20 protein-coding genes are annotated in these 21178 nt (G+C 72.4%); 15 read left to right on the top strand and 5 right to left on the bottom strand.

From position 1 onward, the window contains the following. Positions 1-175: 175 nt before the first annotated feature. On the top strand, positions 176-577 hold the full coding sequence (locus JL475_RS27240) for a hypothetical protein (protein WP_202280601.1): 402 nt from the start codon (positions 176-178) through the stop codon (positions 575-577). A 124-nt stretch (positions 578-701) separates the two neighbouring features. Here the strand turns inward: JL475_RS27240 and JL475_RS27235 are convergent, their stop codons facing one another. Next, positions 702-2294 carry a Na+/H+ antiporter gene (locus JL475_RS27235; RefSeq protein WP_202280609.1) on the bottom strand — a complete coding sequence of 531 codons (1593 nt, stop codon included), beginning with the start codon at positions 2292-2294 and terminating at the stop codon, positions 702-704. A 59-nt stretch (positions 2295-2353) separates the two neighbouring features. On the opposite strand from JL475_RS27235, the gene JL475_RS27230 reads away from it, so the two are divergent. Further along, on the top strand, positions 2354-2614 hold the full coding sequence (locus JL475_RS27230) for a UBP-type zinc finger domain-containing protein (RefSeq protein ID WP_079034555.1): 261 nt from the start codon (positions 2354-2356) through the stop codon (positions 2612-2614). Positions 2615-2693: 79 nt separating this feature from the next. Here the strand turns inward: JL475_RS27230 and JL475_RS27225 are convergent, their stop codons facing one another. Further along, positions 2694-3449: a PD-(D/E)XK nuclease family protein gene (locus JL475_RS27225; RefSeq protein WP_237408416.1), complete on the bottom strand. Its 756-nt coding sequence runs from the start codon at positions 3447-3449 to the stop codon at positions 2694-2696. 507 nt (positions 3450-3956) lie between these two features. On the opposite strand from JL475_RS27225, the gene ruvC reads away from it, so the two are divergent. The 10 genes from ruvC (at position 3957) to JL475_RS27175 (ending at position 12545) form a co-directional block, all read left to right on the top strand. After that, complete coding sequence (gene ruvC / locus JL475_RS27220; RefSeq protein WP_202280608.1) at positions 3957-4505, top strand: crossover junction endodeoxyribonuclease RuvC; 549 nt, start codon at positions 3957-3959, stop codon at positions 4503-4505. Next, positions 4502-5128 (top strand): Holliday junction branch migration protein RuvA, encoded by a 627-nt coding sequence (gene ruvA / locus JL475_RS27215; protein WP_202280599.1) that lies wholly within the window; start codon positions 4502-4504, stop codon positions 5126-5128. Before ruvC ends, ruvA begins: the two co-directional genes overlap by 4 nt. A gap of 14 nt (positions 5129-5142) precedes the next feature. After that, positions 5143-6231 (top strand): Holliday junction branch migration DNA helicase RuvB, encoded by a 1089-nt coding sequence (gene ruvB, locus JL475_RS27210; RefSeq protein WP_202280598.1) that lies wholly within the window; start codon positions 5143-5145, stop codon positions 6229-6231. Between the two features lie 389 nt (positions 6232-6620). Next, positions 6621-7568 carry an ATP-binding protein gene (locus JL475_RS27205; protein ID WP_202280597.1) on the top strand — a complete coding sequence of 316 codons (948 nt, stop codon included), beginning with the start codon at positions 6621-6623 and terminating at the stop codon, positions 7566-7568. Further along, positions 7565-8077 (top strand): hypothetical protein, encoded by a 513-nt coding sequence (locus tag JL475_RS27200; protein WP_202280596.1) that lies wholly within the window; start codon positions 7565-7567, stop codon positions 8075-8077. The genes JL475_RS27205 and JL475_RS27200 overlap by 4 nt, the downstream gene beginning before the upstream one ends. 224 nt (positions 8078-8301) lie before the next feature. After that, positions 8302-8979, top strand: a complete 678-nt coding sequence (locus JL475_RS27195) for a hypothetical protein (RefSeq protein ID WP_202280595.1) — start codon at positions 8302-8304, stop codon at positions 8977-8979. A gap of 11 nt (positions 8980-8990) precedes the next feature. After that, positions 8991-9479 carry a single-stranded DNA-binding protein gene (locus tag JL475_RS27190; protein WP_202280594.1) on the top strand — a complete coding sequence of 163 codons (489 nt, stop codon included), beginning with the start codon at positions 8991-8993 and terminating at the stop codon, positions 9477-9479. A gap of 20 nt (positions 9480-9499) precedes the next feature. Next, a complete protein-coding gene (locus JL475_RS27185; protein ID WP_202280593.1) occupies positions 9500-9760 on the top strand; it encodes a hypothetical protein in 261 nt (86 codons plus the stop codon). 58 nt (positions 9761-9818) lie between these two features. Beyond that, complete coding sequence (gene recA / locus JL475_RS27180; protein WP_202280592.1) at positions 9819-10916, top strand: recombinase RecA; 1098 nt, start codon at positions 9819-9821, stop codon at positions 10914-10916. A 372-nt stretch (positions 10917-11288) separates the two neighbouring features. Beyond that, complete coding sequence (locus JL475_RS27175; RefSeq protein ID WP_202280591.1) at positions 11289-12545, top strand: M20 family metallopeptidase; 1257 nt, start codon at positions 11289-11291, stop codon at positions 12543-12545. A 4-nt stretch (positions 12546-12549) separates the two neighbouring features. On the opposite strand, the gene JL475_RS27170 is transcribed toward JL475_RS27175, so the two are convergent. After that, positions 12550-12951, bottom strand: a complete 402-nt coding sequence (locus tag JL475_RS27170; protein WP_237408407.1) for a DUF6479 family protein — start codon at positions 12949-12951, stop codon at positions 12550-12552. A 143-nt stretch (positions 12952-13094) separates the two neighbouring features. Here JL475_RS27170 and JL475_RS27165 point away from each other — a divergent pair, with 143 nt between their 5' ends. Further along, complete coding sequence (locus tag JL475_RS27165; RefSeq protein WP_202280590.1) at positions 13095-13466, top strand: ferredoxin; 372 nt, start codon at positions 13095-13097, stop codon at positions 13464-13466. Between the two features lie 472 nt (positions 13467-13938). Beyond that, a complete protein-coding gene (locus JL475_RS41280; RefSeq protein ID WP_202280589.1) occupies positions 13939-16233 on the top strand; it encodes a serine/threonine-protein kinase in 2295 nt (764 codons plus the stop codon). Between the two features lie 102 nt (positions 16234-16335). Here JL475_RS41280 and JL475_RS27155 read toward each other — a convergent pair whose 3' ends face one another. After that, positions 16336-17544 (bottom strand): RNA-guided endonuclease TnpB family protein, encoded by a 1209-nt coding sequence (locus JL475_RS27155; RefSeq protein WP_202280588.1) that lies wholly within the window; start codon positions 17542-17544, stop codon positions 16336-16338. 178 nt (positions 17545-17722) lie between these two features. Here JL475_RS27155 and JL475_RS27150 point away from each other — a divergent pair, with 178 nt between their 5' ends. After that, complete coding sequence (locus JL475_RS27150) at positions 17723-19294, top strand: NAD(P)/FAD-dependent oxidoreductase (RefSeq protein ID WP_202280587.1); 1572 nt, start codon at positions 17723-17725, stop codon at positions 19292-19294. Positions 19295-19337: 43 nt separating this feature from the next. Here the strand turns inward: JL475_RS27150 and JL475_RS27145 are convergent, their stop codons facing one another. Further along, positions 19338-21125, bottom strand: a complete 1788-nt coding sequence (locus tag JL475_RS27145; RefSeq protein WP_202280586.1) for a serine hydrolase domain-containing protein — start codon at positions 21123-21125, stop codon at positions 19338-19340. Positions 21126-21178 lie beyond the last annotated feature (53 nt).

Raw genomic sequence — 21178 nt, 5'->3', positions numbered from 1 at the left:
AACGTCGAAGGCACCCGTGCCGAGCCGAAAGGCCTGGTCGAGATCTGGAGACCCGGGTGCTGTCCGGTCGGCCCGCCAGGCGACTTCCGCCGATCCACGTCGGCCCGTGGTGAGAGGAAGGCCATGACTCGACAGCAGACCTCCGCGCCGATCCTGGCCGATCCTGATCGACAACGTGCGCGTCTTCGACGGACTCGGCGACAGACCCAGCGAGCCGATGCCGGTGCTGATCGAGGACCGCAGGATCGCCGGCATCTGCGGGGAGAGCCGACCGGAGAGGGCCGTCGTCGATGGCGGCGGACGGGTGGTGATGCTGCTCCCGCACCGCACGTCAGGTGCGGAGGGGGCCGCGCTTCGGGACCTCGTCGCGGCCTCCGGCTCGCAGGACGACCTCCGCAGGCCGGCCATCGGTGAGCCGATCGACGAAGAGGGCCGAAAGGGATGTGAAGCCGTCGATACTCCAGCGCGGTTTCGTGATCAGGTCGGTGTTGCCCTTCCGAAGGCCGGACGCGAGGTCGGATTCCCGCCGGCTTTCCATGCCGGGGGCCGCAATGCTCGACGTCGTGAACCGACTTGAGGGAAATGTGGACCTGATCACGGGCGTACGGACGCTTCAGACCGAATGCTCGGCGGTCCGCACGGGGGTACGGTCGCCGCGGTCGTCACCGGCCGCTCCCTTCCCGTGAGCCCGGGGAGCCGCTCTACGCCGTCTCCCGATAGGCCGCCGCCTCCTCCAGGTCCAGCCTCCGCAGCAGGGTACGCAGCATCTCGTCGTCGAGGTAGCGGGCGTCGCGGAGCCTGACGAACACGTCACGTTCCGCGCTGATCATCTCCCGCGACAGCCGCCGGTAGGTGTCGTCCACGGACTCCCCGGTGACCGGGTTGGCCTGGCCCAGACGTTCCCAGACGGCGTTGCGGCGGCGCTCCAGGACGGTGCGCAGACGGTCGGCGAGCGGGGCCGGAAGAGCGTTGCGCTCGTCGGACAGGAGCTCGTCCAGCCGCTGCTCGGCGATCCGCGAGGCCTGCGCCTGGGCGTTGGCCTCCGCGAGGGTCTCGGCCTGGATGTCGCGCCCGGGGATCTTCAGCAGACGGATCAGCGGGGGCAGCGTCAGCCCCTGCACCACCAACGTGCCGATGACCGTGGTGAAGGTCAGGAAGAGCAGCAGGCTGCGCTGCGGGAAGTCGGCGCCGCCGGCGGCGAGCGGGATCGAGAAGGCGATGGCCAGCGAGACCACGCCGCGCATGCCGGCCCATGCGATGACGAACGGCGACTTCCAGCCGGGTCTCCCTTCGCGTTCCCGGATGCGGGCCGACAGCAGCGGTGGCAGAAAGGTGGCCGGGTACACCCACACGAACCGCGCGACGACGACCACCGCGAAGACGGCCAGCGCGTACCAGACGGCCTCGGCGCCCGCGTACTCCCCGAGCCCTTTGAGGACGATCGGCAGTTGCAGTCCGATGAGCGCGAACACCGCGGCCTCCAGGACGAACGCGACCATCCTCCACACCGCCCCCTCCTGGAGCCGGGTGGCGAAATCCACCTCCCACGCGCGGTGTCCCAGATGGAGCGCGACGACCACGACCGCGATGACCCCGGAGGCGTGCACCTGCTCGGCGGCGGCGTAGGCGACGAACGGGATCAGCAGGGAGAGCGTGTTCTGCAGCAGCGCCTCCTTCACATGGGTGCGCAGCCAGTGCAGCGGAACCATCAGCACCAGACCGCACACGAGGCCGCCGAACGCCGCGAGCAGGAACGCGACGATCCCCCCGGCCCAGGTCGCGCCCTCGCCGACGGCTGCCGCCAAGGCCACCCGGAACGCGGTGATCGCGGTGGCGTCGTTCAGCAGGGACTCGCCCTGGAGGATCGTGGTGATCCGGGACGGAAGTCCGACCCGGCGCGCCACCGCCGTCGCCGCGACCGCGTCCGGCGGGGCCACCACGGCACCGAACACCAGAGCCGCGGTGAGCGACAGGCCCGGCACGAGCAGGTACAGGGCCCAGCCGACGACGAAGGTCGCGAACAGCACGTACCCCACCGACAGCAGCGCGACCGGCCGCAGCTGCGCCCGCAGACCGAGGTAGGAACTGTCGATGGCAGCTGTGTACAGCAGCGGGGGCAGGATGAGCGGAAGGACGATGTGCGGGTCGAGCGTGTAGACGGGCACACCGGGCACATAGCTGACCGCCAGACCGGCGGCGACCACCAGCAGTGGGGCCGGCACCGGAGTGCGTCTGGCGGCGGCGGAGACCGCGGCACTGCCCGCCACCAGCAACAGCAACGGCATCACGTCCATGTCGTGCACACCCCGAATCTCCGTGCTGTGATCCGTGCAACAGTCGTAACCTGGCCATCATGAAACAGTGCACGCACGCCGACGCGCTGCCGCTCCCGGAACCCGTTCCACTCACCGAGACGTGTCCGGAGTGTCTGCGGGACGGCACGGATCCGGTGCAGTTGCGCCTGTGTCTCAGCTGCGGTCACGTCGGCTGCTGCGACTCGTCGCTGGGACGGCACGCGACGGGGCACCACCGGGAAACGGGCCACCCCGTGATGCGGACCCATGAGCCCGGAGAGAGCTGGCGCTGGTGCTTCGTCGACCAGGTGCTCGTGTGACCGGTCGGTTCGACCGTCCGACGCCCGGGTACGTCGATCCGGCGCACGCTCTTCCCGTCGATCGTCGACGGGAAGAGCGTCAGGCCGGGGGGTAGGGAGGCGGGGTGCCGCCGAACACGGGGCAGAAGGCCTGGTAGCCGCACCAATCGCAGAGCCGGCTCGGGCTGGGCTGCCACTCGCCCGTCGCCACCGCCCGCTGGATCGCCGCCCACAACGCCCGCAGCTTCCGCTCCACCGCCCGCAGGTCCGCCTCGTCCGGGTCGTACGTCACCACGTCGCCGCTGCCCAGGTAGACCAGTTGCAGGCGGCGCGGGACCACCCCGCGCCGCCTCCACAGCACCAGGGCGTAGAACTTCATCTGGAACATGGCCCGGTACTCGAAGTCCGGCGGGGGCGCCCTGCCGGTCTTGTAGTCCACCACACGGACCTCGCCGGTCGGAGCGACGTCCACCCGGTCGATGATCCCGCGCAGCTTGAGCCCCGACTCCAGCACCGTCTCCACGTACAGCTCGCGCCCGGCGGGCTCCAATCGGTTCGGGTCCTCCATCCGGAAGTACTGGTCGAGCAGCTGTTCCGCCTCGGCCAGCCAGGCGGCCAGCGACGCGCCGTCCGTGTCCTTCGGGAAGAGGTCGACCAGCTCGGGCCGCCTGCCCAGCAGCCGCTCCCACTCCGGGCGCAGCAACGCGCGGGCACGGCCCGGAGTGCGCTGCCCGGCCGGCACGTCGAAGAGCCGCTCCAGTACCGCGTGCACCACGGCGCCCCGGGCCGCCGCTTTGCTCGGTGGCTCCGGCAGCTTGTCGATCACCCGCAGCCGGTAGCGCAGCGGACAGGTCATGAAGTCGTCCGCACGCGACGGCGACAGCGACGACGGCCTCCTCGGGGCAGGCCGAGGTGTCGGGGGCGGGGCCGCGTCCGATGCGGCGGAACTCTCGGACGGAGGCATGTTCCGACCCTACGCCGGGTCCTTCCCGAGCCCACCGGACCAGTGAGCCCGGTGGGTTCGGGGTGCCGGCCGCAGTCGGTGCAGCGGTAGGAGGGGCGACGCACGGTCGTCTTGCGGCTCCTGGCGGCCACGACCTTTCATCGCACACCAGTTCGAGTTACCATGAAGTTCGGGCCAAGCCGGACATATGCGCAAATCTGTGCGTCGCCGGCCGGAGCCCATGGAAGATCCCCCATGTCCGCATCGGGCTTCGCAGGCGGAGTCCGCCTGCGAAGCCCGATGCGCCCGGAGGGCCCGCCCCGCGTCCGCAGGGAGGGCTCGCCGCCCGACCAGTGCCACCACGACCCAATGCGCAGGCTTGGCTCGATCATGAAGACTTCGCCCGTCGGGGAGGGTGCCGTGCGGGTGCTCGGCGTGGACCCCGGACTGACCCGGTGCGGCCTCGGGGTGGTCGACGGAACCCCCGGACGACCGCTCACGGTGACGGCCGCCGGCGTCCTCCGCACCCCGGCGGACGCGGACCTCGGCCACCGCCTCCTCCTCGTCGAGCGCGGCATCGAGCGATGGCTGGACGACTACCACCCCGGAGTCGTGGCCGTGGAGCGGGTGTTCAGCCGGTACAACGTGCGCACCGTGATGGGCACCGCGCAGGCGAGCGCGGTGGCGATCCTGTGCGCGGCCCGGCGCGGCCTGCCCGTCACCTGGCACACCCCCAGCGAGGTGAAGGCCGCCGTCACCGGCAGCGGAGGTGTCGGCAAGGCTCAGGTCGGCGCCATGGTCACCCGGCTGCTGCGGCTCGACGCCCCGCCCGAGTCGGCCGACGCCGCCGACGCCCTGGCGCTCGCCGTCTGCCACATCTGCCGCACCCCGGCGCTGAACCGCCTGCAGCGGGCGCACGCCGCGGCCCGCCCCGCTCCCGCACGACTTCGGAAGGACACGATCCGATGATCGCCTTCGTCAGCGGCACGGTCGCCGCGCTCGCCCCCGACGCCGCGGTCGTCGAGGTCGGCGGCGTCGGCGTGGCCGTCCAGTGCACGCCCGACACCCTGTCCGGGCTGCGTATCGGCCGGCAGGTCAGGCTCGCGACGTCCCTGGTGGTGCGCGAGGACTCGCTCACCCTCTACGGCTTCGCGGACGACGACGAGCGGCAGGTCTTCGAGTTGCTGCAGACCGCCAGCGGCGTGGGTCCGCGCCTGGCCCAGGCCATGCTCGCCGTGCACACCCCGGACGCGCTGCGGCGGGCCGTCGCGACCGCCGACGAGAAGGCGCTCACCGCCGTGCCCGGCATCGGCAAGAAGGGCGCCCAGAAGCTGTTCCTGGAACTCGCCGGCCGGCTCGGCGAGCCGGCCGGGACCGCCGAGGCCGGCCACCCGGCCGGCGCCGTCGCTCCCGCGCCCTGGAGCGACCAACTGCGCGCGGCGCTCGTCGGCCTCGGGTACTCCGCGCACGAGGCCGAGGAGGCGATCGCGGCCGTCACCCCCACCGCCGAGGCCGCCGCGGCCGACGGTGCCGCCCCGAAGGTGTCGCAGCTGCTGCGCGCCGCCCTGCGCACCCTGAACCGCGCCCGCTGAGAGGAGTGGACCGCATGACCCGGGACGAAGCCGAAACCGCCGCCCTCATCGGACGGCTCGTCAGCCCCGCCGCGGAGCGGTTGGTGGGATCTGTCGCCGACGGGGAGGACCAGGCCGTCGAGGCCGCCCTGCGGCCCAAGGACCTGGACGAGTTCATCGGCCAGGAGAAGGTCCGCGAACAGCTCGACCTGGTGCTGCGCGCCGCCCGCGCGCGGGGCGCCACCGCCGACCACGTGCTGCTCTCCGGTGCCCCCGGCCTCGGCAAGACCACCCTCTCCATGATCATCGCGGCCGAGATGGGCGCCCCCATCCGCATCACCTCCGGGCCCGCCGTCCAGCACGCCGGCGACCTCGCGGCGATCCTGTCCTCCCTCCAGGAGGGCGAGGTGCTCTTCCTCGACGAGATCCACCGGATGTCCCGGCCCGCCGAGGAGATGCTGTACATGGCGATGGAGGACTTCCGCGTCGACGTCATCGTCGGCAAGGGCCTGGGTGCGACCGCCATCCCCCTCGAGCTGCCCCCGTTCACCCTGGTCGGCGCCACCGTGCGGGCGGGTCTGCTGCCGCCCCCGCTGCGCGACCGCTTCGGCTTCACCGCGCGCATGGAGTTCTACGAGCCCACCGAGCTGGAGCGGGTCATCCACCGTTCCGCCCGGCTGCTGGAGGTGGAGACAACGCCCGCGGGCGCCGCGGAGATCGCCGGCCGTTCCCGTGGCACGCCCCGCATCGCCAACCGCCTCCTGCGCCGGGTCCGGGACTACGCCCAGGTCAGGGCCGACGGCGTGGTCACCCGCGAGATCGCCTCCGCGGCCCTGGCGGTCTACGAGGTCGACGGCCGCGGTCTGGACCGGCTCGACCGGGCGGTGCTCGGCGCGCTGCTCAAGCTGTTCGGCGGCGGACCGGTCGGCCTGTCCACGCTCGCGGTCGCGGTGGGGGAGGAGCGGGAGACCGTCGCGGAGGTGGCCGAGCCGTTCCTGGTGAGGGAGGGCCTGCTGGCCCGCACCCTGCGGGGCCGGATCGCCACGCCCGCCGCGTGGGAGCACTTCGGCCTCGTGCCGCCGCGGCAAGACGGCCCCGCCGACGGGCGGGAAGATCCACGCTGAAGCAGCGGCTCATCGAGCCGGAGCTCGACCCCGGCCGGGCGAACCGGTCCTGGATCGACCGGTCCGCACAGGGCCGGCCGGGCGGAGCGCCCCGGGTTGTTCGCCCGCGCACTCTTCGGCTTCACCTGGAGCGGTCCGGCCACGGCACTGGCTCAGGCACACTCACGCCGGGACTTGAAACGGGCATCTGAGTCATTGGCTATTTTTTATGGGCAAAGTGTTGATTTCCTCCCCTTCTCGCGCCTAGCGTGGGACTCCAGTCGGTTTCGAACAAGTATTCGAACTGAGGCATCGGCCGTGTGGGTGCACGTCTTGCCGGGTGAGGACCGTGTCCCGTCCCTCCCCAAGCCCACCCCGAACCGCCGTCGGATGCGCCAGAGGAGAACGGCGTGAACAGCTTCACCTTCACCCCCGCAACCAAGGAGCAGGCCAAGGCCCGCATCGCGCTCACCGGGCCCACCGGGTCGGGCAAGACCTACAGCGCGCTCGTCATCGGCACCGCGATCGGCGACCGGATCGCCCTGATCGACACCGAGCGCGGCAGCGCTTCCAAGTACGCCGACGAGTTCGCTTTCGACACCCTCCCGCTCGCGACGTTCGAGCCCCCCGCGCTCGTCGAGGCGCTCGCGGTGGCCGCCCACGAGGGCTACGACGTCGTGATCGTCGACTCGCTCACGCACTTCTGGTCCGGCTCGGGCGGGATGCTGGAGCAGGTCGACAACGCCGCCAAGCGCGTTGCGGGAGGCAACACCTTCGCCGGCTGGAGGGAGGCCCGCCCCCTGGAGCGGGCGATGATCGACGCCCTGCTCGCCTACCCCGGCCATCTCATCGCCACCATGCGCACCAAGACCGAGTACGTCGTGGAGGCGGACGAGCGCGGGCGCAAGGTGCCGCGCAAGGTCGGGCTCAAGCCCGAGCAGCGGGAGGGCATCGAGTACGAGTTCGACATCGTCGGCGACCTCGACCACGAGAACACCCTGGTGATCTCCAAGTCCCGGGCGAAGCCCCTCGCCGGGCTCGTCGTCCGCAAGCCGGATGCGGCGTTCGCCGAGGCCGTCCTGGATTGGCTCAACGCAGGCAAGCCCACCCCGAGTGCGTCCGACTACCTCACGACCGCCACCGCCCCGCACACCACCTACGAGGAGCTCCGCGGCCTCTACGAGGAGGTGCGCCGGCACAACCTGCTCGCCGCCGCCGTCCTGGACCCCGCCGGGGGATCGACCACGCTGGGCGAGCTCATCGTGCACCGTGGCACCGAGGCGAAGAAAGAGGCCGGAAAGCAGGCCGGGCCGACCGGGCCGACCGGGCAGACCGAGCGGAAGGGTGAGGCAGCGTGAACCTCCGGGACCGCGCCACCCGGGTCGTCGTGCTCAGGGTGCTGCGCGACGCGGTGGAGGCCGAGTACCGGGCCGAGCGCCGAGCGGTCCTCGACGGGCTGCGTGCGGCTCGTGCCGAGCTCGCCCTCAAGTCGATGCGGGTGACCCTGCCGGACGACATCCCGATCGCCACCCTCACGCTCATCGATCCCCAGCCGGCGGTCGTGGTCGCCGACGAGGACGCCTTCACCGCCTGGGTGGCCGCGAACCACTCCGGCGAGGTGGAGACCCTGGTCCGGGTGCGCCCCGCCTGGAAGCGGGAGTTCTTCGGCCGGCTCGCCTGCTTCGACCCCGTCGTCGACCCGCACACCGGCGAGGTGATCCCGGGACTGGCGGTGGCGCCGCCCTCCGAACCGCGTTCGTTCAGCCTGCGGCCCGTACCCGGCGGAGCGGAACGGGTCGCCCGGGCCTGGCACACCGGCGAGATCGACCTGCGCCGGCTGCTCGCCCTCGGCGGTGGCGAGACGTGATGACCACCGCCACGACGTACTCCGACAGGGACTTGCCCGCCACCCTGTGGTTCCTGATCTCACAAGCCGGTCACCTCGGTTGCGGCCGCTGGAGCCTCGGGAACGACGGGCGGCTGCGCTGCGCCTGCGGGACCGTCCTGTACCTGTACCGGCAGTCGGCGGACGGGGCGGGAAGCGGGGCACCGGCGTCACCCGGGACGCGCCCCCGCGGAAGGGAGGAACGAATGACGCCGACTGAGACCGCGGAGCTCGCCGCCCTGGTCGCGGCGATGTGCCCGTCGATGCATCTGGAGGAGACCGCGACGGACGCCTGGCACCTCCTGCTCGCCGACCTGGACATCGCCGACACGCGGGAAGCCGTGATCCGGCTGGGCCGCAGACAGTCCCACATCTACGCCGCCGACATCCGCGCCGAGGTGCACGCGATCCGGGAGGAGCGGCTCGCCCGCGACCCGTTGCCGCTCCCGGACAGCGACCCGGACGACCCGCACCGCTATCGTGCGGAACTCCTCGCGATCGTGACCGCGATCGCCTCGGGACAGCGCGTCAAGCGGGCACCCGCCGTCCCGGCCCAGCCGCCGCACACCCCCGTCGGCCGATCGAGGAGCGACCTCCGCGTCCACGCCCTCCGGGTGCCCTGCCCCTGGTGCCGGGCTGCCGCCGGCCGTCCCTGTACCGTCCCCCGGCTCGGCATTCCGTTGAAGAACGCTCCGGCCCACGCTTCGAGACTCATCGCGGCGGGGCCTGTCGAACGAGAAGAACAAGAAGGGCAAGAAGAGCGAGAAGAGCGAGGAGAGCGAGAGGAACAAGGCGAAAAGGAGCCGGGCAGTGAGCCCGGGGACACCCCGGAACGGCAGCGCTGTCGGCGGGTCGTCAACTTCCCCCGCCCGTTCGTGCGTTAGGAGTACCTCTCATGGTCGGCGAGACCGTCGTCACCGTCGTCGGCAACCTGACCGACGACCCCGAAATCCGCAACACCCCGTCCGGCGACGCGGTCGCACACTTCACCGTCGCCTCCACGCCCCGCACCTTCGACCGGCAGAGCAACGAGTGGAGGGACGCCGACACGCTGTTCCTGCGCTGCTCGGCCTGGCGGCAGACGGCGGAACACGTCGCCCAGTCCCTGGCGCGCGGCACCCGCGTCATCGTCCAGGGGCGGCTGCACCAGCGGACGTACGAGACCAGGGAGGGCGAGAAGCGGACCGTCATCGAACTGGAGGCCTTGGAGATCGGACCCTCCCTGCGCTACGCCGCCGCGACGGTCAGCAGGATTCCGCGTGTGGGCGTGCCCGGCGGCACCCTCTTCGACACCGCCCCGTCCGCGCCGAACGACGCGTCGGGAGCCTCCGACGAGGACGAAAGCGCCTCCCGCGACCACAACAGCCCCACGTTCCCTTTCTGACCCGGTCGAAGCAGTGCCGGGTGATCGTCATGAAGGACCTCCCGCCAAGCGGCCAGGCGCGGCTCGAGAGCTGGACCCCGGCAGCCGCCATCGGCCTGACCTGCACCGACTGCCATCCCGAAGACAGGGAGACCGCCCCCGAGGCCTGGCCGGACAGCGTGAGCGAGACGGCCTGTCGCGGAGCCTCGCGGATCGCTGCCGTCCCGTCCTCCCCGCCGACGCGGGGGCAGATCGTCGGTGCCGGGCGGGGCCCTGAAGAAGTGGACCGAGAACTGCCGTGACCGAACGAGTACCCGATACGTGTGCAGGGGAGGCGCACAGGACCCCAGGGTGGCGACCATGAAAGAACAGGACCGCGAGCAGGCGCTCGAGATCGCCCTCGCCCAGATCGAGAAGCGGTTTGGCCAGGGCTCGGTCATGCGCCTCGGCGACGACCCCTGGGCCCCCATCGAGGTCATCCCGACCGGCTCCCTCGCCCTCGACGTGGCCCTCGGCACGGGCGGCCTACCGCGCGGGCGGGTCGTGGAGATCTACGGCCCGGAGATGAGCGGGAAAACCACCATCGCGCTGCACGCCATAGCCAACGTGCAGCGGGTCGGCGGGACCGCGGTGTTCGTCGACGCCGAGTACGGACTCGACATCGACTACGCGAAGAAGCTCGGCGTCGAGACGGACAACCTCATCGTCTGCCAGCCCGACACCGGCGAGCAGGCGCTGGAGATCGCCGACACGCTGGTCCGCTCCGGGGCCGTCGACCTCATCGTCATCGACTCCGTCGCCGCGCTGGTGCCGAGGGCGGAGATCGAGGGCGAGATGGGTGACTCCCACGTGGGTCTGCAGGCCCGGCTGATGAGCCAGGCGCTGCGGAAGATCGCCGGCGCGCTCAGCCAGTCGAGGACCACGATGATCTTCATCAACCAGCTGCGCGAGAAGATCGGCGTGATGTTCGGCTCCCCGGAGACCACCACCGGTGGCCGGGCGCTGAAGTTCTACGCCTCGGTGCGCCTCGACATCCGCCGGATCGAGACCCTCAAGAGCGGCACCGAGGCGGTCGGCAACCGCACCCGCGTCAAGGTCGCCAAGAACAAGGTGGCGCCGCCCTTCAAGCAGGCCGAGTTCGACATCCTCTACGGCCAGGGCATCAGCCGCGAGGGCGGGCTGATCGACATGGGGATGGCGCACGGCTTCGTCCGCAAGGCCGGTGCCTGGTACACCTACGAGGGCGACCAGCTCGGCCAGGGCAAGGAGAACGCCCGCACCTTCCTCAAGGACAACCCCGACCTCGCCGACGAGATCGAGAAGAAGATCCTGGAGAAGCTCGGTATCGGGGTGCGGCCGGAGGCTCCGGTGGCGGCGCCCGGCGCCGGCAACGGCATGGACGTGACCGCCGTGCTCAACGTCGCGGGGCCGGCCGGCCCCGCGGGGCCCCACCTGTAGGAGATCCGCATGAGCGTCGGCGTTATCGCGCCGACCCGCGAACCCACCGTGCGCACAGGACTCACGGCCGGCCCCCGCCGGGGGCCGGCCGGTCGCCGTCGGCGGTACCGGTGGTCCGTGCCGCCTGCCGGACCAGAGGCCGTCAGAACGCCTGACCCGCCGCACCCGCCAGATCCGGCGCGATGGCCGTCGCCGTTCCGGAGGCGTGCTTCCGCCCCGCGCAACTCGCCCCCGTGTGGTCGAATCGTCCGTGGGGGAAGAGCAGATGATGGAGGGGGCCCGGAGCCGACCGTGCGCCGCGCCCGCCTCGCGGTGGCCGGGTCCCGGGCGGTCACCGGTGACAGCAGTGCCACCCGTGCCAAGGAGTCACCCATGAGCGACCGCGCCCCCGTCGTGCCGGCCGGCCTCGACGGCATCCGCGCCCACCTCGAGGAGGTCTACCAGGACCTGCACCGGCACCCCGAGCTCGGACTGCGGGAGCACCGCACTGCAGGAAAGGTGTCCGAAGCCCTGCGTTCGTTCGGCTACGAGGTCACCGACGGTGTCGGCGGAACCGGGGTGATCGGGGTCCTGGAGAACGGGGACGGCCCGACCGTCATGGCGCGTGCCGACATGGACGCCCTCCCGGTGCGCGAACAGACCGGCCTGCCCTACGCCTCCACCGCGACCGTGACCGCCCCGGACGGCACCGAGCAGCCCGTCATGCACGCCTGCGGACACGACATGCACGTGACCTGCCTGCTGGGCTGCGCGCGGCTGCTGGCCGAGAACCGCGATGACTGGCGGGGCACCTTCGTGGCGCTCTTCCAGCCCTCGGAGGAGAACGGCGACGGAGCCGATGCCATGATCGCCGACGGGCTGACAGCCAGGTCGCCCCGGCCCGACGTGGTGCTGGCCCAGCACGTGCTGCCCTATCCGGCCGGATACGTCGGCACCCGCCCCGGGCCGTTCCTGTCGGCGGCCGACAGCCTGCGCATCACCGTTCACGGACGGGGAGCGCACGGTTCCATGCCCCAGGCCGCGGTGGACCCCGTCGTGATGGCCGCGATGATCGTCGTACGTCTGCAGACCGTCGTCTCCCGGGAACTGGCCGCCACGACCCCGGCCGTGGTGACGGTCGGCAGCATCCACGCGGGTACCGGCCCCAACGTCATTCCCGACAGCGCCGTCATCGAACTCAACGTGCGCACCTACGACGACGCCACACGCAGCCACGTCCTGGACGCGATCACCCGGATCGTCCGTGCCGAGTGTGAGGCGTCCCGCTCGCCAGGGGAGCCCGAGATCGAGCGGACCACCTCCTTCCCGCCCACCGTCAACGACGAGGCGGCGACCCGTCGGGTCGCCGAGGCGTTCACCGCGCACTTCGGGGACGACGCGCACACCATCGACCTGCAGACCGCGAGCGAGGACATGAGCGAGATCCCCGGGGCGTTCGGTGTGCCGTTCACCTACTGGGGCATCGGATGCGTCGACCCCGCCCGCTACGCCGAGGCCGCCCGCAAGGGCACCCTCGACCAGGACATCCCCGTCAACCACAGCCCCGCCTTCGCCCCCCTCGTCCAGCCCACCCTGGACACCGGCGTCCGCGCACTGACCGTGGCCGCCCTCGCCTGGCTCGGCACCTGAGCCGTCAGTGGCGGCCCGGCCCGCCGCTGCCGAACCCGCCGCTGCCGCCCTCCTCCCAGCGGGGCCGGTCCTGGGAGACACCGGTGCGGCTGCCGGAGCCGCCGCCGTGCAGGTCGTGCGGCAGCAGGCGGTGATCGCTCCGGGGCATCTCGTCGGGCTCCCGGCGTTCACGGGTCTCACGCACCGGGCCACCCTCGGGCATCCGGGGCTGCTCATCGGGGCGCGGCCTGGGCGAGTCCCCGCGCCTGACCCGGCGACTGCCGACCGTGAACAGGCCGATCAGCAGGCCCACGACCAGCACGGCCACCACGATCAGTCCGACGCCGATGGTGCCGCGGCTCGCGGCGAGGTCGGCCGACTCGGTCCGGGAGGTGTGCATCAGGGTGTTCACCGCAGTACTCAGCATGGTTCCCGAGTGCCCCGGACTTGCCCGCCGAACCCCTCGGACGGATCACGGGACACCCCGTGGGGAACCGGCCGTGAGGGACGGACGGCGAACCCCGGAGTGCGGCGGGTTTGACCGCCCGCGGCCGGGGCTACCCGCGCGGCGTGACGACGACATCGCAGCAGGAGCTGTTCCGGTTTCTCGAGGACCGTTTCGCCTGTGCGCAGGCGTGCACGGAGTGCGCGCGGGCCTGCGCGGTGCGGGCGAGCCTGGTGGACCCGGACGGCGGCAGGGACCAGGAACGCGTGCGGCGCAGGGGCATCATGTGCGCGGAGGTGTGCGACGCGACGTGCCGTGTGCTGTCCGAGGACGGCCAGGTGGACGAAACGACCATCCGGCTCCAGGTGGAGTGGTGCCGGCAGGTGTGCCTGGAGGGCGCGCACGTCTTCGACGGGCACCCCGGCGCGGAGCGCACGGCCGAGGCGTGCCGGGCCTGCGCACGCGCCTGCACGGACTTCCTCATCACGCTGAACTGACGGCGGGAGCGCTCTTCAAGAGGTGTCCCCCCCGACGGAGCGTGCTCTTCGTCGAGGGGCGTGCTCCACCGGGCGCAGACCTTGTCATCATCGGCGTGGTCACCAGCGGGATGGAGGTCGCCGACGGTGGGGTGGTGGACGTGGGCCGGATTATCCACCCCGTGCGGCCACGGCTGCCGCCCCGGTCGGCGACCTGGGCAGGGTGCCGGTGCGCACCGACGGTACGGCGAGGACGCCCTCGGACGCGTGAAAGGTGGGCCGGGGCGTATGTGGACAGGGCTGGGAGCCCGGTGGCCGCTGTGGTCGCCGGGCTCCCGCTTCCCGGGAATGCGGGACGCCGGGACCGCCGCCGCACCGGGCGCCCCGGAGCAGGGGCGCGTCGCGATGGGTGGGCACCGTACAAAATCGGGCGAGACATCGCCATACTGGACGGGCCAGGGGAGGGCGCGTTGGACATCGACGGGGGCGGGAGATGGGGGACAGCAGGCTGATCCACGGCCGGTACCGGCTGCTCGATCCGATCGGGCGGGGCGGCATGGGGGAGGTGTGGCGGGCACGCGACGAGTCACTCGGCAGACAGGTCGCCGTGAAGTGCCTCAAACCACTGAACGCCCACCACGACCACGCCTTCAGCCGGGTACTGCGTGAGCGGTTCCGGCGGGAGGCCCGGGTGGCGGCGTCCCTGCAGCATCGCGGGATCACCGTCGTGCACGACTTCGGCGAGTCCGACGGAGTGCTGTATCTGGTGATGGAGCTGCTGCAGGGACGTGACCTCAGCAGGCTCCTGGAGGACAACAAGCAGCATCCGCTGCCGGTCGACGAGGTCGTGGAGATCGCCGAGCAGGTCGCCGCCGCCCTCGCCTACACCCATGACCAGGGCATCGTGCACCGGGACCTGAAGCCCGCCAACATCGTGCGGATCGCCGACGGCACCGTGAAGATCTGCGACTTCGGCATAGCCCGCCTCGGCCACGACATCGGATTCACGTCCCGGCTGACCGGCACCGGTGTCGCGATGGGCACGCCGCACTACATGTCGCCGGAGCAGATCAGCGGCGCCGAGGTCGACCGGCGCAGCGACCTGTACTCCTTCGGCTGCGTGCTCTACGAGATCGCCACCGGGGTGCCCCCGTTCGACCTCGACGACGCGTGGGCGATCCTCGTCGGCCACCGTGACACCCCGCCCCGGCCGCCGCGCGGCCACCGCGCCGAACTGCCCGAGCGGCTGGAGCGGATCATCCTCGACCTGCTGGCCAAGGAACCGGGCCGACGCCCCGACAGCGCACGCGAACTGGCCCGCCGGGTCGGCGCACTGCGGGCCGCGCCGACGCGGCTGCCGGTGCCGGCCGCGGTGACGGTCTGGCCGGAGCCCGCGGGCCCGCCCGATGCGGGCGAACGGGTGGCCCTGCCACCGCCGCCGGCCCCCGCGCCCGAGCCGGTGCGGGGTGCGCCACGGCTGCCGTCCTGGACCCGCGGCATGACCGGCGGCCGCAAGGCGGTCGTCGCCGGAGCGCGCACCACGCCCCCGGGCCCGGCGGCCGGACTGTCCGGCGAGTGGATCGCCCGCCCCGTGACCGGCCGTGCCGAGCCGCTCCCGCAGGAGGAGTGGCCCGCCCCGTCGCCGGAGGCCCTGACCGCCCTGGCCGGACGGCACAACGCGGGCCTGAGCCTGGGCCGCCTCGGCCGCTGGACGGAGGCGGGGGAGGTGCACCGCGCGGTCGCCGCGGAGCGCGAACACCTCCTCGGCCCGGACCACCCCGACACCCTCGCCAGCCGCTACGAGGTCGCCTTCACCCTCAGCCGCACCGGCCGCGCCGCCGACGCGCTGCGCGCGTACAAGCACGTGGCCGAGGCCCGTATCCGCGCGCTCGGGTCCGACCACCCCGACACCCTGGCCACCCGTCAGGAAATGGCGTACGTCATGGCCCAGTTGGGCCGGCCCTTCGACGCCCACCAGGTCTATCTGTCGGTGCTCTCGGCCCGCGAGCGCACCATGGGGGCCGAGCACCCAGACACCCTGCGCTGCCGGCACAACCTCGCCTTCAACCTCTCCAGGCTCGGCCGACTGGAGGACTCGTACAGCATGGCGTGCGAGGTGGCCGCCGCCCGCGCCCGGGTGCTCGGCCCCGACCATCCGGACACCCTGGTCACCCGCTACGAAGTCGCCTACACCCTCGGTCAGTTGGGCCGGTGGGCGGAGGCCCTGGAGGCCTACCGCGAGGTCGCCGGGGCCCGCGCGCGGGTCCTCGGCCCGGACCACCCCGACACGCTCGCCGCCCGCTACGAGACCGGCATCGGCCTGGGCCGGCTCGGACACACCGCGCAGGCCCTCGACCTCTACCGCGGCCTGGTCGAGGACCGCACCCGGGTCCAGGGCCCCGCCCATCCCGAGACCCTGCGCGCCCGGCACGGTCTGGGCGTCAACCTCGGCCGGCTCGGCCGCTGGGCGGAGGCCCTCGCCGAGTCCCGCGCGGTGTGCGCCCTGCGTGAGGGGGTGCTCGGCGCCGACCATCCGGACACCCTGGTCAGCCGTCGCGAGGTCGCCGTCGGTCTGGGCTGGCTGGGCCGCTGGGCGGAAGCACTCACCGAGTACCGCAAGGTGGCCGCCGGCCGGGAACGCGTCCTCGGCGCGGACCACCCCGGCACCCTCACCGCCCGCGACGACGAGGCCCGCTGTCTGGAGCAGCTGGGCCACGGCGCCGCGGCCGCCGCGTCGCACCGCGAGGCGACGGGACCGCGACGGCAGCGGGCCGCGGGCGGAGCCTGACGGCACGGCGGGGCGGCGCGACGCCGTGGCCGAGGGGGCCCGCTGCCTGGTCGGCGCGGATCCGCACGTGCTACGAAGAACCACTTGACTTCCTCCCCCCGCCTAGCGGTGGGGGGTTCCAGCGGTCGCCCGCCGGGGTTCCTGCTTCACCGACGACCGCCCCGTCCGGGAGGACTCCCGTTGAGGTCTTACACCGTCTCCACAGGCAGACGCCGCCAGCCCGGCGGCCAGAATGTTGCGTGCCGCGTTCACATCGCGGTCATGCACGGTGCCGCAGCCGCACGTCCACTCGCGGACGTTCAGCGGCAGCTTCTCGCGGACCGTGCCGCAGGCCCCGCACAGCTTCGAGCTGGGGAACCAGCGGTCGACCATGACGAGTTCGCGCCCGTACCAGGCGCACTTGTATTCCAGCATCATGCGCAGGTCCGTCCAGGCGGCGTCCGAGATGGCGCGCGCGAGCCTGCCGTTCTTCATCAGGTTGCGGACCGTGAGGTCCTCGATCACGACCGTTTGGTTCTCACGGACGAGACGAGTCGACAGCTTGTGCAGGAAGTCCCGGCGCCGGTCGGCGATCCGCGCGTGCACGCGGGCCACCTTCCGCCGGGCCTTGGCCCGGTTGGCCGAGCCCTTCGCCTTCCGGGACAGCTCCCGCTGCGCCTTGGCCAGCCGGGCGCGGTCGCGGCGCTCGTGCCGGGGGTTGGCGATCTTCTCCCCGGTGGACAGGGTCACCAGGGAGGTGATCCCGGCATCCAGACCGACCGCCGCGTCCGTGGCGGGGGCCGGGGCGATGGTGTCCTCGACGAGCATCGAGACGAACCAGCGGCCCGCGCTGTCGCGGGAGACGGTCACCGTCGTGGGCTCCGCCCCCTGTGGGAGGGGGCGCGACCAGCGGATGTCCAGGGGCTCCGTCATCTTGGCCAGTGTCAGCTTCCCGTCGCGCCATGCAAAGGCGCTGCGGGTGTACTCGGCCGACGCGCGGGACTTCTTCCGGCTCTTGTAGCGCGGGTACTTGGCCCGCTTGGCGAAGAAGTTCGCGAACGCCGTCTGAAGGTGGCGGAGCGCCTGCTGGAGCGGGACGGAGGACACCTCAGCCAGGAAGGCGAGTTCTCCGGTCTTCTTCCACTCCGTCAGCGCGGCGGACGACTGCACGTAGGAGATCCGACGCTGCTCGCCGTACCAGGCCTGGGTGCGCTCCTCCAGCGCCTTGTTGTACACGAGGCGGACGCAGCCGAACGTGCGCGACAGCTCAGCCGTCTGCTCGTCCGTGGGGTAGAAGCGGTACTTGAACGCCCGCTTGACCTGCCGCGCCATGGCTCACATTCTATCAGCTCCCGTGTGAGTCAAGGGTGTCGGCCGGTGATCGGCGGACGACGAATCGTCCCGGCGGCGATCCGGCCTTTCCTGCCCGGCTCCGCAGGTGTCCGTTTATCCCCCGCAGGGGGTGCCCCCACCCCGGCCTGAAGGCCGGGGTATCCACGAAGGAGTCCCGATGAGCGCAGACGAGGGAACCCGGACGTACGACGTCGTCATCGTCGGCGGAGGCCACAACGGTCTCGTCGCCGCCGCCTACCTGGCCCGGGCGGGGCGCTCCGTCCTGGTGCTGGAGCGGCTGGACCGTACGGGCGGGGCGGCGGTGTCCACCCGGCCGTTCGCCGGTGTCGACGCACGGCTGTCCCGGTACTCGTACCTGGTCAGCCTGCTGCCCCGGAAGATCGTCCAGGACCTGGGGCTCGACTTCCGGGTACGGGCCCGCACCATCTCCTCCTACACCCCGGTCGAACGCGACGGACGGCCCACCGGGCTGCTCGTCGGCGGCGGCGAGCGGCGCACCCGCGAGGCGTTCGCCCGCCTGACCGGATCCGACCGCGAGTACCGGGCCTGGCAGCGTTTCTACGGCATGACCGGCCGTGTCGCCGAGCGGGTCTTCCCCACCCTCACCGGGCCGCTGCCCACCCGCGAGGAGCTGCGTGACGCGATCGACGACGAGGATGCCTGGCGGACCCTGTTCGAGGAACCGATCGGTGTCGCCGTCGAGGAGCGCTTCACCGACGACCTCGTGCGGGGTGTGGTCCTCACCGACGCCCTCATCGGCACCTTCGCCGACGCCCACGACCCCACGCTCCAGCAGAACCGCTGCTTCCTCTACCACGTCATCGGCGGCGGCACCGGCGACTGGGACGTGCCGGTCGGCGGCATGGGCGCCCTCACCGACGCGCTGGCCGCCGCCGCGCGCGAGGCGGGCGCCGTCATCGCCACCGGTCACGAGGTGGTACGGATCGACACGGACGGACGCACGGCCGAGGTCACCCACCGTACGGCCGACGGCGAGGGCGTCGCCGCCGCCCGGCACGTCCTGGTGAACGCCTCCCCGCGGGAGCTGGCGGCGCTGACCGGCGACACACCCCCCGCCCCGGCCGAGGGCGCCCAGCTCAAGGTGAACATGCTGCTCAAGCGGCTGCCCAGGCTGCGCGACAGCTCCGTCGACCCGCGCGAGGCGTTCGCCGGGACCTTCCACATCGCCGAGGGATACGGGCAACTGGCCGCCGCGTACGCGCAGGCCGCCGCCGGTGAACTGCCCGCCGCGCCACCCTCCGAGATCTACTGCCACTCGCTCACCGACCCGACGATCCTCGGCCCGGACCTCGCCGCACAGGGCTACCAGACGCTCACCCTCTTCGGCCTGCACACCCCGGCCCGGCTGTTCGAACGGGACAACCGGGACAACAACGCCGTGCGGGAGGAGCTGTTGAAGTCGACGCTCGCCCAGCTCGACGCCCATCTGGCCGAACCGCTCGCCGACTGCCTGGCGACCGACGCGGACGGGCGTCCGTGTCTGGAGGCGAAGACCCCGCTGGACCTGGACCGCGACCTCGGGCTGCCCGGCGGGAACATCTTCCACCGCGCGCTGTCCTGGCCCTACGCCCAGGACGGCACCGGCCGGTGGGGCGTGGAGACCCGGCACGCCAACGTCCTGCTGTGCGGTGCGGGCGCGGTGCGCGGCGGCGGGGTGAGCGGGGTGCCGGGGCACAACGCGGCCATGGCGGTCCTGGAGGCGGGCTGACGGACGGGCCCGAGGGGGAGGGCCGGCGGAGGGCGGCCGGGTGTCAGTCGGCCGACCGGTTCCACCCCACGGCCCGGACGCGTGCCGCGTCCGACGGGCGGGCCTCGTCGAACAGCACGCCGTCACCGGTCGCGACGCGCATCCCGTCGACGTACGCACCGCGCCCGACGTACAGCCGGTCCGTCGCGTAGCGCCAGCGCAGGGTGAGGCTCCGTGCGGCGGGCAGGCCGGCGGCGAGTCCGTGCCAGACACGGCCCGACCAGCCGGTGGCGGTGCCCGAGGGATGCCGCTGCGGCTCCCCGCCCCGGCGTTCCGTGGTGAACGGCACCGGCTGCCAGGTCGCGCCGCCGTCCGCCGTGGCCTCCAGGGTGAGGACGTCGGAGTGCGGCTCGGTGTCCCACCACAGGGCGCAGCGCAGCTGCGCGCCGCCGGACGACGTGTCCACCGCGGGCAGGGTGAGGGTCGCCGTCGCCGAACTCGCCATCCCGGAGAACCAGGCCGTGCGTCCCTGCGCCGGGCGGACCGGGACCGCGCGGGCCAACCGGTTCGCGGCGGCCACGCGGGGAGCCGACCCCGAACGCCAACTACGCACGGGATGAACCGAGTTGCCGAGCACGACGAGGAACGAGTCGGTGGTCGGATCGAGCACCAGCGCGGTACCGGTGAAGCCGGTGTGGCCCGCCGTGCGCGGGGTGGCCATCGCACCCATGTACCAGTGCTGGTACAGCTCGAAGCCCAAGCCGTGCTCGTCTCCGGGGAAGTCGGTGTTGAAGTCGGTGAACATCAGGTCCACCGACTTCGGTCTCAGCACGCGAGCCCGGCCGTAGCGGCCGCCGTTGAGCAGGGTCCGCCCGAGCACGGCCAGGTCCCAGGCGCACGAGAACACGCCCGCGTGGCCCGCGACCCCGCCCAGGCTGTAGGCGTTCTCGTCGTGCACCTCGCCCCACACCAGCCCCCGGTCGAGACCGGACCAGGGCAGGCGGGCGTCCTCGGTGGCGGCGATCCGCGGCTTCCAGGAGGCGGGCGGGTTGTAGCGGGTGCGTCGCATGCCCAGCGGGCCGGTGATGTCGTCACGGAGCAGGACGTCCAGGGTGCGGCCCGTGACCTTCTCCAGCACCAGCTGGAGCGAGATCAGGTTCAGGTCCGAGTACGCGTACGCCGTGCCCGGAGGGCTGACCGGCGCCTCGTCGAGGACGAGCCGGATGCGCTCCTCGTACGTGGGCGCGTTGTAGAGCGGGATCCAGGGACGGAAACCCGAAGTGTGTGTGAGCAGTTGGCGGACCGTCACGTCAGCCTTGCCGGCGCGGCCGAAGTCCGGCAGGTAGGAGGCGACGGTCGCCTCCAGTTCCAGGGTGCCCCGTTCGATCTGCTGCACGGCGAGGATGGAGGTGAACAGCTTCGACACCGAGGCCAGATCGAAGACGGTGTCCTCGGCCATGGGGATCTGCCGGTCCGCAGGGAACTCGACGCCGGTGTCGGTCTTCTCGTCGTACGCCTGGTAGCGCACGGCCATGCCGACGGGCCGGTGGAGTGCGACGGTGCCGCCGCGTCCGGCGAGCAGCACGGCGCCCGCGTACCAGGGGTGTTCGGGGGACGGGCCGAGGAACGCCTCGGCGTCGGTGACGAGGCGGTCCAGATGCTCCGCGAGCAGGCCGGCCTGCCGGGCCGATCCGTGCCGCAGGGTCGGGCGCCCGCTGCCCGACGCCGCCGACGGCGAGGCCGCTGCCGCAGGGCCGGCCGGGAGGGAGGCGAAGGCCAGTGCGCCGCCCAAGGCCAATGCGCGCCCGCCGAGTTGCCGGCGGGTGAGACCGCTCGACCCTGCGTCCGTCATGGGGGTTCCTCCCGTGTCGTGGCCGCGGGCGGCCTGAAAGAATCTTTCGGGGA

The sequence above is a fragment of the Streptomyces sp. M2CJ-2 genome, assembly GCF_016757295.1.
Classification (GTDB): Bacteria; Actinomycetota; Actinomycetes; order Streptomycetales; family Streptomycetaceae; genus Streptomyces.
This window is presented reverse-complemented; position numbering and strand designations above follow the sequence as displayed.